The organism is Pantoea sp. SGAir0175 (assembly GCF_043547855.1).
Window position 1 is genome coordinate 3,643,912 of record NZ_CP028081.1, and the last position, 16,199, is coordinate 3,660,110.

The 16,199-nt window shown below is 57.3% G+C and carries 13 protein-coding genes; 4 read left to right on the top strand and 9 right to left on the bottom strand.

The features are described from left to right. Positions 1 to 19 precede the first annotated feature (19 nt). The 6 genes from C1N56_RS17130 to C1N56_RS17155 all read right to left on the bottom strand — a co-directional run bounded on the left by C1N56_RS17130 (position 20) and on the right by C1N56_RS17155 (position 7,287). The gene (locus tag C1N56_RS17130) at positions 20 to 1,267 is read right to left on the bottom strand and encodes an O-antigen ligase family protein (RefSeq protein ID WP_394516902.1); all 1,248 of its coding nucleotides are present in this window, start codon (positions 1,265 to 1,267) and stop codon (positions 20 to 22) included. Then, a complete protein-coding gene (locus C1N56_RS17135; protein WP_058780864.1) occupies positions 1,268 to 2,236 on the bottom strand; it encodes a glycosyltransferase family 8 protein in 969 nt (322 codons plus the stop codon). 208 nt (positions 2,237 to 2,444) lie between these two features. After that, positions 2,445 to 3,122 carry an SDR family NAD(P)-dependent oxidoreductase gene (locus tag C1N56_RS17140; RefSeq protein ID WP_394516903.1) on the bottom strand — a complete coding sequence of 226 codons (678 nt, stop codon included), beginning with the start codon at positions 3,120 to 3,122 and terminating at the stop codon, positions 2,445 to 2,447. Beyond that, positions 3,119 to 4,315 (bottom strand): sialidase family protein, encoded by a 1,197-nt coding sequence (locus C1N56_RS17145; RefSeq protein WP_394516904.1) that lies wholly within the window; start codon positions 4,313 to 4,315, stop codon positions 3,119 to 3,121. The genes C1N56_RS17140 and C1N56_RS17145 overlap by 4 nt, the downstream gene beginning before the upstream one ends. Position 4,316: 1 nt before the next feature. Next, positions 4,317 to 5,738 (bottom strand): sodium:solute symporter family protein, encoded by a 1,422-nt coding sequence (locus tag C1N56_RS17150; protein WP_021507788.1) that lies wholly within the window; start codon positions 5,736 to 5,738, stop codon positions 4,317 to 4,319. A 310-nt stretch (positions 5,739 to 6,048) separates the two neighbouring features. Further along, positions 6,049 to 7,287, bottom strand: coding sequence for an MFS transporter (locus C1N56_RS17155; RefSeq protein ID WP_031279748.1), 1,239 nt, complete (start codon positions 7,285 to 7,287; stop codon positions 6,049 to 6,051). A gap of 418 nt (positions 7,288 to 7,705) precedes the next feature. Here C1N56_RS17155 and C1N56_RS17160 point away from each other — a divergent pair, with 418 nt between their 5' ends. Together C1N56_RS17160 and C1N56_RS17165 are read left to right on the top strand one after the other, a co-directional pair. Beyond that, the gene (locus tag C1N56_RS17160; protein ID WP_394516905.1) at positions 7,706 to 8,305 is read left to right on the top strand and encodes a hypothetical protein; all 600 of its coding nucleotides are present in this window, start codon (positions 7,706 to 7,708) and stop codon (positions 8,303 to 8,305) included. Positions 8,306 to 8,587: 282 nt separating this feature from the next. Next, complete coding sequence (locus C1N56_RS17165; protein ID WP_058770114.1) at positions 8,588 to 10,975, top strand: glucose/quinate/shikimate family membrane-bound PQQ-dependent dehydrogenase; 2,388 nt, start codon at positions 8,588 to 8,590, stop codon at positions 10,973 to 10,975. 60 nt (positions 10,976 to 11,035) lie between these two features. Here the strand turns inward: C1N56_RS17165 and C1N56_RS17170 are convergent, their stop codons facing one another. The 3 genes from C1N56_RS17170 to C1N56_RS17180 all read right to left on the bottom strand — a co-directional run bounded on the left by C1N56_RS17170 (position 11,036) and on the right by C1N56_RS17180 (position 13,745). Further along, positions 11,036 to 12,265, bottom strand: a complete 1,230-nt coding sequence (locus C1N56_RS17170; protein ID WP_338670550.1) for an MFS transporter — start codon at positions 12,263 to 12,265, stop codon at positions 11,036 to 11,038. A 112-nt stretch (positions 12,266 to 12,377) separates the two neighbouring features. Continuing rightward, positions 12,378 to 13,268: a LysR family transcriptional regulator gene (locus C1N56_RS17175; RefSeq protein WP_394516906.1), complete on the bottom strand. Its 891-nt coding sequence runs from the start codon at positions 13,266 to 13,268 to the stop codon at positions 12,378 to 12,380. A 108-nt stretch (positions 13,269 to 13,376) separates the two neighbouring features. Continuing rightward, the gene (locus C1N56_RS17180) at positions 13,377 to 13,745 is read right to left on the bottom strand and encodes a helix-turn-helix domain-containing protein (protein ID WP_021507794.1); all 369 of its coding nucleotides are present in this window, start codon (positions 13,743 to 13,745) and stop codon (positions 13,377 to 13,379) included. Between the two features lie 189 nt (positions 13,746 to 13,934). Between C1N56_RS17180 and C1N56_RS17185 the strand changes: the two genes are divergently transcribed. Both C1N56_RS17185 and C1N56_RS17190 read left to right on the top strand, forming a co-directional pair. Continuing rightward, entirely contained in the window at positions 13,935 to 14,594 is a 660-nt protein-coding gene (locus tag C1N56_RS17185) for a response regulator (RefSeq protein ID WP_021507795.1), read from the top strand. Continuing rightward, positions 14,591 to 15,949: a sensor histidine kinase gene (locus C1N56_RS17190; protein WP_058759279.1), complete on the top strand. Its 1,359-nt coding sequence runs from the start codon at positions 14,591 to 14,593 to the stop codon at positions 15,947 to 15,949. The genes C1N56_RS17185 and C1N56_RS17190 overlap by 4 nt, the downstream gene beginning before the upstream one ends. Positions 15,950 to 16,199: the final 250 nt, after the last annotated feature.

Here is a 16,199-nt window from a genome sequence, read left to right on the forward strand (position 1 = left end):
CTATGCCGGCGCCGGTTTATCAGGACGATGCTTTCTCAGGGGGATGAATCATGGCATAGCTGATGATAATCGCCATCACCAGGATTAGCACCGAACCACTCTGAATTAACACCGTGTCGGTCAGCCCAAAGATGATAATTGACAGCGGCAGCAGCGTTAATCCGGCGACGCCGCGGCGTGCGGCTACTATCAGCAGCACCAGGTAAAAAATCAGCAGGGAAAGTGCGCCAGCGATCCCCTGCAGCGAAAGCGTTTCAAGGAAATCATCGTGCAGGTGATACATGACGTTTTTATACGCTTCGGGATTGTGGCGCTCATGCTGCGTGATGTATTCCCGTGCTTTTGCCGTGCGCTGATCCGGACTTTGCCCCAGTAGCGACCACGAAACGCTGTGCCAGCCGCCTTTCCAGATAGAGAAACGGGCACCAATCGAGGTGTTGTTGTTGGTTTGATAAGTATCGACTTCATTGTGGATGCTGTCTAAGCGCTGCCAGACGCTGCCCGGCATAAATAAAGCGCCCACGATAATAAACAGCGCTAACACCACCAGCGAAATTTTACCCGCCCAGCGATGGGTAAAATAAAACCAGGCCAGATAAATCAGTGGCAGGGTTAATACGCCGGCGCGTGACTCGGTCAGAATCATCAGCATCATATTCACGACAAAAACCGCGCTGAATAAGACCATTTGTCCGCCGCGATGGGAGATGACCCGGTGGCCGGTATACAAAGTACAGAGCGCCAGCGCGGTAATCAGATAAGAGACGGTACCGGCGGAGTCGGTCAGCAATCTGATGCGGGTCAGCGTTTTTGCGTGTTCACTGATAGCGAAACCTAACGTCACCAGCAGCCCGACAAATAAGATGGCGCTGCAGGTTATCAGGAGTGGACGGCTAAGATAGTGGCGCCAGGCGATGATAAAATAGCTGAGAAAAGCCGCGATAATAAACAGCTTACCGCCCTGGAAGTAGTTATTCACCACGTCACTGAATTCAGCGTGGGAAAACATCTTTGCCCAGATGAGCCTGACCAGCCCAATGAACAGCAGCGGAAGCGCTACCGTTATGGCCGTTTTATCTGTTAGCCACTGTTTTTTCACCGCCAGAATTACTAAATACAGAGCCACCAGATAACTGGAAAAATAGAATATTTTGCGCGGTAAGGCTTCAACCACCAGTGACGACGCCAGCGCGATACTCAGCAGCACAAAACAGAGCTGGTAAATATTTTTTCCCGTCATCAGCTGGCGAAAAGCGTGAGCTTGCACTTAACAATACCTCATCTTGATATGTTTCAGGCGCCACAGCATGGCCTGCCACCATCTTTTTTGACGAAAAAGCGACTTATACATTCTTTTTGCCTGCTGCGCATTGGCTGGCTGGTCAAACGCCATGGTGGACAGCGGTGAATCCTGATAAATATCGCGATAGTGGTGAACCACAAACTGTTGATTCCATACCTGCCAGGGCTTATCCGCACCGGCATAATGAATCAGGCAGGTTTCCGCCGGCACGTCGAGCGTATAGCCACGATCGTCATGGGCCAGCATGGTCAGGGTATTGAAGCGAGGAGAAACAAAGGTCACTTTATCTTCCAGTAAAATATTCAACGCATCCTGGTCGAGATACTGGAAGTTTCGCCCGTGTTCGGACAGTAAAGTAAACGCGCGTTCGCTGATATTGCCAGCGCGCCATTGCGCCACATCAATCAGCATCATGCCGGCGTTAAAATAGCGCTCGCCGCGCAAGCCGGCATTCTTCGCCAGCACCGGCTGCAGCGAGGCAATTTCACCGACCACCAGCGCAACCGCCTCGGGGCCGGTCGGGATCTGCCACAGTTCATTGAGCGGATTAATGCACACCATATCGGCATCAAGATAGAGCAGTTTTTCCGCCTGCGGCAAAATCAGCGGTGCCAGAAAGCGATAGTAGGTCGCACGGGTAAAAAGTTCGGTGACCGGCAGCGTGGCAAACAGCTGGTCCGGCAGATGATGCAGCGTCACGCCGTGGCGCGATCCCTGAAACAGCCTGGCGAGCCGGGGGTTATCGGCCGGTGTCAGTTCTGAAGAGATCAGATGGAAATGATACACGCGGTCTCCGGCGTGTTTCATGATGGACAGAATCGTGATTAGCGCATGCGCTTTAAACTTTCCGTCAACGCCAAAAACAATATGTTGATCGCTCTGTACCGGAAAAAGTGGTTCGGCGTTTATTTCCTGAAGAACATCATGATTCATTGCGCGCTTCTCTGCTGCGGAGCGCTACACTCCGTAACCACTTAATATGTAGACAATAAAATTGGGTTTACCAAAACGGTGAAAAGATTACCATTTTGGTAAACCCAAAGAAAGCGTAGCACGATAAGCCAGGAGTTTTCGCAGACGAGACATAATCAGCCTCTCCCATCCTGTTTTTACGATGGGAGAAGCACGCTGGAGAATAAAACTACAGCGACGCGCCGCCGCAAATTACCAGCTCCTGTCCGGTAATGGCAGCGGCAGCCGGCGACAGCACAAAACCAGCCAGCGCGGCCACCTCTTCGGGATGGATATAGCGTCCGATAGGCGGCAGTTGCGGCGGCGAGCTGGCGCGGTCCGGCTGCAGCAGCATCGGCGTGGCGGTGGCGCCGGGAGCAATCACATTGACCGTAATGCCCTGCGGAGCCAGTTCGGCGGCCCAGCTGCGCGCCATGCCCACCATCGCCGCCTTGGTGCTGACATACTGGCTGCGATTCGCCGCGCCGCGTGACGTGCGGCTGCCGAGCAGCAGGATACGATCGCCGTGGCCCATCTGCGGCAGCAAGGTGTTGGCCATGATTTGCGCCACCTGCACGTGCAGATACCACAGCCGCGCCCCCTGCTCTTCCTCCAGCTCACCCAGCGGCGCGGCTAGCATCATGCCAGCCGCGTGCACCAGCGCATCCACCTTCGCCAGCCCGGCCAAAGCCTGTTTCAACTGACCGGCGTCAAACAGGTCGACGCTGACGGAGGTAAACGCCGGATGATCTTTCTCCACCGGCGTACGGCAAAAACCGGTGACCTGCCAGCCCTGCGTCAGCAGCTCATCGGCAATCGCCGCACCAATGCCGGAACTGACACCGGTCACCAATGCATGGCGGCTCATGCTTTGTCCCTCACCCAGCTCTCCTCAACGCGCACGTACTTGATGGCCTGGCGAAAATAGGTGTAGGCAATGTGCAGTGCACCGTCCGCGCTCTGCTTAATGCTGGGATAGGAGAACTCGCGGTTCAGTTTCTGCTGTGAATTGTTGGTCATGCAGTAGCCATCCCCCTCATCCAGATTACGCTGCCAAGGCCAGCTCACTCCGCCATCGGCAGAAATAGCCAGCGTCATCGGAGCGCGCGGAGCCCCCCAGAAGGCGGTGCGTGCGCCCTGAACCACCGGCTGCGCCGCCACGGCCACCGCCGCGTCATCTTCATCTTCGTCTTCGATTTCGTCGTACAGTGACAGGCGACGCTCGCTGGCATCACGTGCGCTCATGGCGTTAAACACCAGCGCCAGATGGCCGTTGTGCAGCGTAGTCACCTGAATCGATGAGTTATTATTTGGCAGATCGGTTGCCTGCGGCGTGCTCCAGCTTTCACCGCCGTCGTCCGAACGGCTCTGGTAGATATAATCAGCCCAGCGGCTGCGATACAGCGCCAGCAGGCTGCCATCCTGCAGCAGCGTAATGTTCATGTGCACGCAGCCGAGGCTGTCCGGCACCGCCACATCGCGCCAGCTCTGGCCTTTGTCACTGGAGATTTTTACCGCACTGATGTCATCGTTGCCCACCCATTTCACTCCCGGCTGGGTGCGACAATAGAACACCGGCAGCAGCCAGTTGCCGTTCGGCAGCACCACCAGCGGCTGGCGGATAAACGTGCCCGGCTGATCGAGCAGCGTATCGATGGCACTCCAGCTGTGACCCAAATCGTGTGACTGGCGATAGCGCACAATCGCCGTGTCCTGATTACCGGACTTCTGCGCGGTCCACAGCAGCCACAGCACGCCCTCGGGATCGAGAAACAGCACCGGATTCTGTTCCGACCGCGCCGGATCGTCGGATAACTGCAAAGGATCGCTCCACTGCGCGCTGCCCTGCGCCAGTCGCGAGCACCACACCGAAATATCCGCGATGCCTTCCTGCGTGCCGCCAAACCACACGCACAGCAGGTCGCCGTTCGGTAACGGCAGCAGATTAGCGGCGTGGTTCTGCGGACAGACCGAAGGCAGCATCGCCGTGAGCTGCTGCGCGTCCTGCGCGTGCGGATGAAGCTTACCGTTACGTTCGACGGTAATGGTTGAGTCGGTCATGTCAGGCTCCACTGTTTTGCATTGATGAATCAGGTGCATTTTTGCGCTGCGGCTGGCGTGACGGGATCAGGCGGTCAATCAGCATGATCACCGCCGGTGTGACCAGCGCGACGTACATATTGTTGATGCCGAACGGATCGCCCAGCAGATACCACAGCGAGGTCATGACGCAGGCACCAATCAGGCCGGCGTTCGCGCCGCGCGTACTTTTATAAAACGGCAGGTAGAAAGCGATGATCGCCACCACCGAAATTGACAGGCGAATGGCGCGGGTAAAGAACGACAGCTTCAGCACTTCCGGTACGAACAGCACGAAGATCAGCGGCACGAAACCGATCAGCAGTGACAGCCAGCGCGTCATGCGAAATTCGCGTTCCGGCGTCGGATTGCGGTACGGCACATAAAAGTCCTTCACCACCAGTGAGGCGATGGCCAGCGCCACGGTGCTGACGCTGACAAAAATCGAGGCCACCAGCGAGGTGGTGACAATCCCTGCCAGCCACGGGCTCATGTCCTGCAGGAACACCGGCAGCGCGTACAGGCTGTTAATCTCCGGATGCAGATACTTTGCCGCCACGCCAATCAGCGCAATGGCGATGGCAATCGGCATACAGAAGAAGAACGCGACCCAGGTGGCGCGCTTCGCAGACGCCGCACTTTTGGTCGAGGCAATGGCCTGAATCACAAACTGGGTGCAGAAGATCGACCCGATGGTGCCAATCATCCAGGCAAAAATGGTGCTGGGCCCGACGTTACCGTCCCAGGTCCAGTAAAAGTGCGGCATCTCTTTGATCATCGGGCTGACGCCGCCAGTCATGTGCAGCGCCACGCCGAGAATGACCAGAATACCGATATATTTCAGGCCGCTGTGCAGCAGCGTCACCCAGGCGATGCCTTTCATGCCGCCGAACATAAAATAGAAGGTGCTGACCAGCGCGGTGATCACCGCCGCCGTGGTGAGATCAAGGTTCAGTACCGTAGAGATCGCCGCCGCACCGCTGACATAGTTACCGACGTTCACCAGCAGCAGCGCGTAGATCATGATGATAGAAATAATATTTTTGGTGGAGTTGCCATAGCGCTCGGCAATCGCGCCGGAAATGGTAATTTTGCCGGTGTTGTAGATGCGTTTGACCAGCAAAATACCAAACAGCGGAAAGCCGATAGCGGCACCGATCACCGACCAGGACGCGGCAAAGCCATCCTCAAAAGCCGCCTGCGCCGTACCGATGGTTGACTTGGCACCAATGTATTCAGACATCAGCATCACGCCGACCACAAACGCTGGCATCACGTTTGAACCCGCCATAAAGTCGCCGCTGTTTTTACTGCGCAACCGCCAGGTCAGCCAGGTAGTGAACAGGATGTAGGCAATGACAATCCCGACAATAATCACCATCCCTTCTGCAGAGAACTGTTTCATGTTCGCCTCATTGATAACGTAGGGTCGTGGTGCGTGCCGGGCTTCACACGCACCGTTAATGAGGCGGCCATGATTATTGTTGTTGCGTCGCTGCGCTGGCTACCCCGCACCGTGCAAAATGATTTACTTCACTCAATAATGAATAAATTTACGCACAGGCAGGGCAATTTATAGATTAACTGACGCTTAATTAGTTTGATCATGCTCACAAACAGTCAAATGTGATTAATAATAATCAAACCTGACTGTGTGAGATAGCGAGGCAGACTGCGTACCTGGCCACGGCCATCGCGCCGGGCAACCGCGAACGTCAGGCGAGACTGTCGTTTTCCAGTTTCTGCCGTTTGCGCAGATGAGGGAACAGCGCCATCCACAGCGCCACGACCACCAGGGTGCCGACACCGCCAATCGCCGCTGCGGGCACCGCACCGAACCATGCGGCCAACAGGCCGGATTCGAACTCCCCCAGCTGGTTAGAGGTATTAATGAAGATGGCGTTGACCGCGTTGACGCGCCCGCGCATCTCATCCGGCGTGTCCAGTTGCACCAGCGCGCCGCGAATCACCATGCTCACCATATCGAAGCCGCCGAGTGCCGCCAGCGCCAGCAGCGAGAGCCACAGCTGCGTCGACAGCGCAAATACCAGCGTAGCCAGACCAAAACCGGCTACCGAGCCAAACATGATCATGCCCACGTGCTTTTCCAGCTTGTGACGGCTGAGCCACACCCCAACCAGCAGCGCCCCGACCGACGGGGCACCGCGCAGCATGCCCAGCCCCCACGGACCGGTATGCAAAATATCCTGGGCGAAGATCGGCAGCAGCGCCGTAGCGCCGCCCAGCAGCACCGCGAACAGGTCGAGTGAAATCACCCCCAGCACATCTTTGCGCTCGCGGATAAAGCGCACACCGGCAAACATGGTGCTGAGGCTGGCCGGAATACGTGCCTGCGGCGGTCGTTCGTAGCGCAAACGGCTGACCAGCACAATCGACAACAGATAGAACAGCGCCGAAACACCGTACACCACCTCCGGCCCGGCCACGTACAGTAAGCCGCCCAGCGTCGGACCGACAATCACCGCCGCCTGACCGCCCACCGAGCTGGCCGCCATGGCGCGCGCAAGGATGGGCGGCGGTACCAACGCTGGCAGCATTGAGGTGATTGCCGGCCACTCCAGCGCTTTGGCCAGCGAAATCAGGAATACCAGTCCCCAGATTTCAATCCGGCCCGCCCAGTGCAGCAGCGTCAGCGCCACCAGCCCGAGCAGCGCCAGCCACTCAATCAGCTGCCCCAGCAGCACGATGCGGCGACGGTCATACTGATCCGCAAGGTGACCCGCCGGCAGCGCCAGCAATACTGAAGGTAAAAATTGCATCAGACCGATCATGCCCAGCGCCATAGCACTGTGGGTAAGCGCATAGATTTGCCAGCTGACGGCCACGGAGAACATCTGAAAACCAAACGATGAACAGGTACGCGCCAGCCAGAAGGCGACGAACGACCTGTGTCGCAGCAGCGAATCTTCCGCTGCGGTGACCGGTGAACCCATAGTTTTATCCCATCCTGAAGCAGAACCGGCCGGCGTCATGGCACCTGCCTGGTGAAAAGCCACCATCGGCTTTCCTTATGTTTTTCACGTCATAGAGTGCGATAACTGACCGGGGCAGGCAATGGCTGGATGTGCGCTGTAAAAACAGGTGCTTATCCGGATTGACAGTTAAACATGGCGTTCTGAATATTAGCAGACTGATTGTTTTACTTTGAAAATAGCCGAATCATTCCAGATAATTCAGTAAAGCGTTAATTAATGCCTGGCCAATCCTTTTTATCTCTTTATCAGAAACAGCTAAAAAAGGTGATCTTTGCCGGCGAATCGATCTATATTGCCCCCTGTGATAATCACAGCAGTCTTCCCGTCCTTATAATAATTAAGACGCTATCGTTCATTAATTTATTCATAGAGATAAATGGAAAACAATTCATACCATCCTTATGTCACTGAGCGTGTCTGTCGCTTCGACGGCACACCTGTCGGCGCATGTTATTCAGCGTCCTTAATGCATTGCGTGCCGGAGCGTGATGCATTACTTCATGAAGGCGAGATAATTACCCAACATTATCAGTCAGCGGATGCTGCGGGATTAATAATTATTCCACTGGCGGGAAATAGTGTGATGTCCTTTTTGCATGACGTTGATAATTATTCCAGCCTGCAACATGAGAATGTAAGACTGGCGATCAACTATGCCACTTTACGTCAGGCAGGATCCGCCTTACGCGCTGTGGCGTCTCGTTTTTCCTTCTGGCTTTACGATCTCGCGCCGCCGGGAACCGAGTGGAAAAATATTACCGATTTTCCCTTCAGCGGTATTGTTCTGAGCGATGACTTCTTCCGCGAAAATTATCTCAAGTTCAGCTTTCCTTTTCTGCTCGCTTCGCTGCGGGAAACACAAGCAGAGGTAATATTACGTACGCCTCAGCTTCAATTACCGGCCGAAGATTACCTGCATTTACAGCTAAGCGGCTGGCAAGCGCAGCGGAGCTGTCATCCGCTCTTCCCGGGGTAAACGTTTACACAAAATTCTGCGCGTCGGCGTTATCACCCGATTACGCCGGACAGGATGGCGCAATATCCTCATAAAATGTCGTGTCACTGCCTGATAAAAAGAGCAAAGCGCTAAAAAAATCAAACCTGTTAACGTTTTTAAGATAAAATTTAACGCAAAGGGATCATCTTGCTTAACGGAAAAGCACTGACAGAACACCTTAAGTCACTTCGTACTCTATGTCGGGATACAGCCTAATCGGTTGTTTCCTTTGATTTTATGGCAAAGAAAGAGGTCAATATTATGGGGAAAGCTTCCTCATCTTTTGGCGTAATTCGCTTCCTGACGGTGCTGTTTGCACTGCTGACGGGCGCATTTATGCTGATTGGCGGCGTTTGGTTAGCCGCCATTGGAGGTTCCTGGTACTACGTTATTGGCGGTGTGATTATGCTGATCACCGCTGTCCTGCTGTGGCGCCGTAGCGGTTCCGCACTGCTGCTGTATGCCCTGTTGCTGCTGGCAACGCTGGTGTGGGGTGTATGGGAAGTCGGCTTCGACTTCTGGGCGCTGGCCCCACGTACCGACGTGCTGGTGATCTTCGGTATCTGGCTGATTCTGCCGTTTGTGTATCGCGGCCTGAATCATGCGGGTAAAGGTGCGCTGGGTGCGATGGCCGTTGCGCTGGTAGCCAGCGTACTGGTGCTGGCGTGGGCAGTATTCCACGATCCGCAGGAGCTGAATGGCAACCTGCCGGAAGCCGCTAACGTCCCGCAGGCCCAGCCGCTGAGTAACATCAACGATGCTGACTGGCCAGCCTATGCGCGTGACCAGCAGGGCACCCGCTTCTCGCCGCTGAAGCAGATCAACACCAGCAACGTGAAAGAGTTGCAGGTTGCCTGGCAGTTCCAGACCGGCGATCTCAAAACCGCCAACGATCCGGGTGAAATCACTGACGAAGTGACGCCGATTAAAATCCGCGACACGCTGTACCTTTGCTCGCCACACCAGATTTTGTTTGCGCTGGATGCGACGACCGGTAAGCAGAAGTGGAAATTCGATCCAGGCCTGAAGCCGAATCCTACCTTCCAGCACGTGACCTGCCGCGGTGTTTCATACCATGAAGTGCCTGCCGCTGCCGATGCCGCCAACAGCCAGCCTGCGCTGTGCTCACGCCGCATCTACCTGCCAGTGAACGACGGTCGTCTGTTCGCGCTGGATGCCGATACCGGTGCCCGTTGCCCATCCTTTGGCAACAACGGTGAGCTGGATCTGCAGCACAAGCAGCCGGTACAGACGCCAGGCCAGTATGAGCCTACGTCACCGCCGGTTATCACTGACACCACCATCGTCATTGCTGGTGCGGTCACCGATAACTACTCTACCCGTGAGCCGTCTGGTGCCATCCGTGGCTTCGACGTCAACACTGGTAAACTGCTGTGGGTGTTCGACCCGGGCGCGAAAGATCCTAACGCGATTCCGGCTGATGAACACACCTTCACCATGAACTCGCCGAACTCGTGGGCGCCGGCGGTATACGATCCAAAACTGGATACCGTTTACCTGCCAATGGGCGTTTCCACCCCGGATATCTGGGGCGGTAACCGCACACCAGAGCAGGAGCGCTACGCGAGCAGCGTTCTGGCGCTGAACGCCACCACCGGTAAGCTGGTGTGGTCGTATCAGACCGTGCACCACGATCTGTGGGATATGGACCTGCCGTCACAGCCGACGCTGGCCGATATCACGGACAAAGATGGCAACACCGTACCGGTGATTTATGCCCCGGCGAAAACCGGTAACATCTTTGTGCTGGATCGCCGTACCGGTAAGCCGGTCGTGCCTGCACCGGAGACGCCGGTACCGCAGGGCGCGGCGAAAGGTGACCACGTGGCACCGACCCAGCCGTACTCCGAACTGACCTTCCGTCCGAAGCAGAACCTGACGGACAAGGACATGTGGGGCGCGACGATGTATGACCAGTTGGTGTGCCGCGTGATCTTCAAGCGTCTGCGCTACGAAGGTCCGTTCACGCCGCCGTCTGAGCAGGGTACGCTGGTGTTCCCGGGCAACCTTGGTATGTTCGAGTGGGGCGGCATCGCGGTTGATCCCCATCGTCAGATCGCCATCGCTAACCCAATGGCGCTGCCGTTTGTGTCTAAGCTGATTCCGCGCGGTCCGGGCAACCCGATTGAACCACCGCAGGGCGCAGAAGGCGGTTCCGGTACTGAAACCGGCATTCAGCCGCAGTACGGTGTGCCGTTTGGCGTCGAGCTGAACCCGTTCCTGTCGCCGTTTGGTCTGCCGTGTAAACAGCCGGCCTGGGGTTACGTTTCAGCGATCGACCTGAAGACCAACGAAACCGTGTGGAAGAAACGTATCGGTACCGTTCGCGATAGCGCACCGGTTCCGCTGCCGTTCAAAATGGGTATGCCAATGCTGGGTGGCCCAATCACCACCGCCGGTAACGTGTTCTTCATCGGCGCGACCGCAGATAACTACCTGCGTGCGTTCGATACCAACACCGGTGAGATGCTGTGGCAGGCGCGTCTGCCAGCGGGTGGCCAGGCTACGCCGATGACCTATGAAGTGAATGGCAAGCAGTACGTTGTCATCGCGGCCGGTGGTCACGGTTCGTTTGGTACCAAGCTGGGCGATTACGTGATTGCCTATGCGCTGCCAGATGCGAAGTAATTTTTCGCACTGAAGTAAAAAAGCGGGCAATGCCCGCTTTTTTTTATATGCCGATCGGCATTACGCTCCATCCTGCGGTTGAGGTTTACGCAGCACCCGCGCATTCAATAGCGCGCACAACGCCATAATCACGCAGGTGGCGAGAAACACCGGTCGCATACCAAACGCGCCGCCGATAAAGCCACCGAACAGCGGGCCGCTCACCTGGCCGACATACTGGGCTGAGGTCGCATAGCCCAGCATTTTCCCGACCTGCCGCTGCGGCACATTATGACGAATCAACGCCGTCACGCAGGGCATCAGGCCGCCCAGCGCCATCCCCATCAGGAAACGCAGCAGCACCAGCTGCCACGCCGCGCTAATAAACGCCTGCGGAATCAGCAGCAGCGCGCAGACCAGCAGGCCATAAATCAGCACGCGCGCATGTCCGATGCGATCGGCCAGCCGGCCAAGGCGCGGCGCGGAGAGAATGCTGCCCAGCGCGGCGGCCGCCATCACCAGCCCGGCCGTTACCGTCACCGCGTGATCGCCGTGAACAAACTGCGCGATATACAGCGTGATAATCGGCTCAATCGACATATTGGCAAAAATCAGCAGCATGCCCGACAGCCACATCAGCCGCACCACTGGCCGGTTGATCGACGCCTCCGGCTCATCACCCTCCCCGGCTGCGGCTTTCTTCGCCGCACGTGGCGCTTCTTTCAGCAGAAAAGTGGTGGCGAGAAACGCGAGAAAAATCACCGCACCGGTGAGCCAGAAAGTGTGGCGGATACCGATCAGCGGCGGCAGCACGCCGCCCAGCAGCGGGCCGACCACGTTACCGGCCATGATGCCGGAGGACAGCACGCCCAGCGCCCAGCCGGTCTGCGCTTTCGGCGTTTGCGCCGCCACCAGAATGGTGGAACCCGACGCATAGCCTCCGAGCAGGCCGGCCAGCAGGCGCAGCGCCACCAGCTGCCACGGCGCGGTGGCCATACCAATCAGCGACATGGCGACGGCCATTCCGAGGCTGGCGCGGATCAGCATCAGCTTGCGGCCATAGCGATCCGCCAGTTTGCCCCACAGCGGTGCCGTCAGCGCCGCGCTAAGAAAAGTGGCACCGTAGGCGGCGCCTGACCAGCGCGCAATCGCTGCCGGTTCCTGCACGCCCAGCTGCTGCACGTAGAGGGGCAGAAAGGGCAGCAGCAGGGTCATGGCGACGATAGTACTGAACGAGCCCAGCACGCAAACCCACAAATTGCGCCGCCAGTGTTGCTGCTCAGGCGCTAACGCGAAAGAAGAGTGCGACATAGTGATATCCCTGTTTTTGGCTTTTTTAGCAGGCTATCAGCGGTAGCACAGAGAAAACAGGGAGAAGCGGATATTTGCCAGCCAGCGCGTTATTGTTGCCAGAAAACAACAATCATGGCGCACCCAGCGCAGTGATCAGCGCGTCGCAGAGCAAGGTGATCGGTGACGAGGGCTGCGGCTGCTCTTTCAGCAGCAGGTAACTGTGCAGGCGATCCATCTGCCATTCCGGCAGCACCTGCTGAATCTCGCCGCGCGCCAGCGCCTCCTGCGTCATATAGGCGGGCAGATACGCCACGCCGGTTCCGGCCAGGGCCGCATTGAGCAGCGCCATGCTGTTATTCGCGCGAAAGCGGCTGTGCACATCCAGCGCCAGGCGCTGCTTATCACGGCGAAACGGCAATGCCGCCGTGTGTGCCGGGCCGTGAAACAGCAGCAGATCGTGGCGCATCAGACGTTCGGGATGATCGATGGCAGGATGCGCAGCCAGATACGCTGGCGACGCATACAGTCCCCAGTCAATACTGCTCAGTTCGCGGTAGTTTGCGACTTCCGGCGCACGTGCGCGGATCACAATCGCCACGTCCGCACTGGGCTGCGGATCGTCGCTGGTGGTCAGTTCGAGATCGACGTTGATGTGAATATGACGGCGGATAAAGGTGTTCAGCGTCGGCACCACGCACTGACAGCCGAAGGTGATCGGCGCCTGCAGCCGCACGTTGCCGGCAGGCTGCTGATGCACCTGCTGCACAAACGCGTCGGCGCGATGCATCTCTTCCAGCATGCGGGTGCAGAACGGATAGTAAGCCTGGCCCAGCTCGGTCAGCGCCACTTTGCGCGTGGTGCGCTGCAGCAGTTTGATACCCAGCCGCACCTCCAGCCGGGCGATTTCGCGGCTGACGTGCGATTTTGATATCCCCAGCGTACGGGCCGCTTCGCTGAAGCTTTGCCGCTCAACGACGCGTGCAAACAGCATCATGGCGGTGAGATTATCGCTGTTGTCCATGTTCTCTGGCTGATTCGAAAGAGTGAGAACCGCAGCTTAAAAGTAAACACGCGAATGCGCACCCGATTTCCCGTTACGCAGCGGCCACGGGAAATCGGGCGAGGGATGTCACACCGCCACCGCTAACGGAAACAGCAGGCGGTCCGGCTCGACGCGACGCTGACGCCGCAGCTGGCCTGGCGTGACGCGGAAATAATTTTTAAAGGTGCGGGTGTAAGCCTGTTGGGTATCAAAGCCGTAGCTCATCGCTACCTGCAAAATCGCCTCATCACTGTTGATCAGCGTGAGCGCTGACTCAGTCAGCCGGCGCTGGCGAATGTATTCTGCCAGTGAAAAACCGGTGTGCTGACGGAACAGACGTTGCAGATGCCAGCGGGAATATCCCGAGCGGCGTGCTACTTCATCCAGATGCAGATCGTGCCCTAAATTTTTTTCAATCCACTCCAGCAAACTACGGATAAATTCGCGCTGATTCATGACTTCCTCCGGCGTCGGTAAAATGTCCAGTGACGTCACTGTAGCGCGTTAAATTTATCCCTTAATTAGCAGAAAATTAGCGCAGAATTAGCAAGCAAAAAAACGGCTTTCCCGACGAAACAGCGCGCCAGGTTAATTCTGCGCTAATTATCGGGCGCTACACTGCGACAAGTTATTCAGGAGGGCATCATGCGTGTGCTGCTGGTAGAAGATGATGAAATGATCGGCGCCAACCTGCAGCAGGCACTGGAGGCCGCCGGCTGGTCGGTGGACTGGGTGCGTGACGGCGTATTTGCCAGCAACGCCTGGCAGGAAGGCGGGTACACCTGCGTCCTGCTCGATCTCGGTTTACCGCGTGAAGATGGCATCAATGTGCTGCGCCGTGCGCGCACGCGCGGTGACATGACGCCGGTGCTGGTGCTGACCGCGCGTGATACCGTGCAGCAGCGCATCCAGGGCCTGGACAGTGGCGCCGATGACTACTTACTCAAACCCTTTGATCTGCAAGAGGTTCTGGCGCGTATGCGAGCCATCACCCGACGCCGCCACGGTGCGGCGGACTCCCTGCTGGGCAACGGCGACGTGCAGCTCGATATGATGACGCGTGAAGTGCTGTACAAAGGCCAGCGCGAGCAGCTAACCGCACGTGAATACGCCCTGCTCTATGCGCTGCTGGAACGCCCGGGCGCGATCCTGTCGCGTGAGCAGTTAGAAAACCGCATCTACGGCTGGGGCGAAGAGGTCACCAGCAACGCCGTGGACGTGCTGATTCACGGCATGCGGCGCAAACTCGATAACGAAGTGATTCGCAACGTGCGCGGTCTGGGCTGGCGGGTGCCGGCAATATGAGATCCTTTACGTTTATGCGGTCGCTGCGCAACAAACTGCTGGCCACGCTGGTGCTGCTGCATCTGGCGATGATCGGCGGTGTCACCTGGTATTTCTACCACTGCTATGGCGACATGATGGGCACCATGAAGGACGACCAGCTCGCCAAAATTGCCGATGCCTGGTCAAGCAGCCAGCGCATGCCGGCACTGATGCCAATGGTGATGCAGCAGGAGAAACTGAAAAGTACCTATATCGTTCAGCTCTGGGACACCAATAATCACCTGCGCGCCAGTTCCTGGCCGGCGTTGCACGCGCCCCTGCAGAGCAAAAAAGGCTGGTCAGATTTAAAAGTTGGCGACTGCGGCGATGACTGCCAGTGGCGCGTTTACACCCGTCCCGGCGAGCTGGGCAGCGAGATCGGCAATATTCAGGTGCTGCACAACGTCGGCTACATGAAGAGCCTGATGGTTAAACGCGTACTCTCCGCCATCATTCCGCTGATCCTGATGATGCCGCTGTCGCTGCTGGTGATCTGGCTGGTGGTGCGTGCCATTACGCGCGATCTGCGCGTGGCGTCGCGCCAGATTGCGGCGCAGGAAACCCTGCATCCGCACAGCGTGTCGCCGGACGGTCTGCCGGACGAAGTGCTGCCGCTGGTCGATGCTTATAACTCGCTACTGGATAAACTACGCGCGGCCTGGTCGTCACAGCGCCAGTTCCTTGAGGATGCCGCGCATGAACTGCGCACGCCGGTCACCGCCGTCACGTTACAGCTGGAGAACCTGCGTCAGCACATCCTGCCGGGCGAAGCCAGCCGCCAGTTTGATCAGCTGGAAGCGGGCGTCACGCGCACGCGCCATCTGGTGACGCAGTTGCTGAATATCTCACGCCAGGAGGATCAGTCCGTGGTCGCCAGCGTCGAGACCATTGAGCTTGATGACCTGCTGAAGGAAAGCATTGAGCAGCTGATGGTGGTGGCGGACAAGCGCGGCATTGATATCGGCTTCAACGGCACCGCGCACTATCGTCTGCACGCCAGCCGCTCTGATCTGCGCAGCCTGTTCGATAACCTGATCGGCAACGCCATGCTGCACACGCCGGAAGGCAGCCTGGTGGATGTGCTGCTGCATCGCGTCGGTCATCATACGGTAGTGGATATTGTCGATAACGGCCCCGGCATGCCGGAGTCGTTTATCGAGCGCGCCTTCGATCGCTTTACCCGCTCGCCGGATGTCCAGGCGCAGGGCAGCGGCTTAGGATTATCGATCGTGCGCAGCGTGGCGCAGAAGCATCAGATGCAGGTGGCTCTGTCGAATTGCCTGAACCCGCAGGGTGAAGTGTGTGGCCTGCAGGTACGCGTAACCCTTCCCTGACGTCTTTCCTCTCCGGCGCGATAATCCGCGCCGGCTATTTTCTTCTCCTGCCAGTTCTCTGCGTATCCCGACAACGTAAACGGTTGCGGGGTTCCGTTCGTTACACGGCTTTTATGTGATCAACTTCACATATTTACTGAATCCAAATGCAACACTTTTTGACAAACGTGATCAAAATCTATTTTCTATCGCTCTGTTACAGGCACATTACGCGGGCCTGAAAATCCGGCGCGTCAGACCGGCGACAACA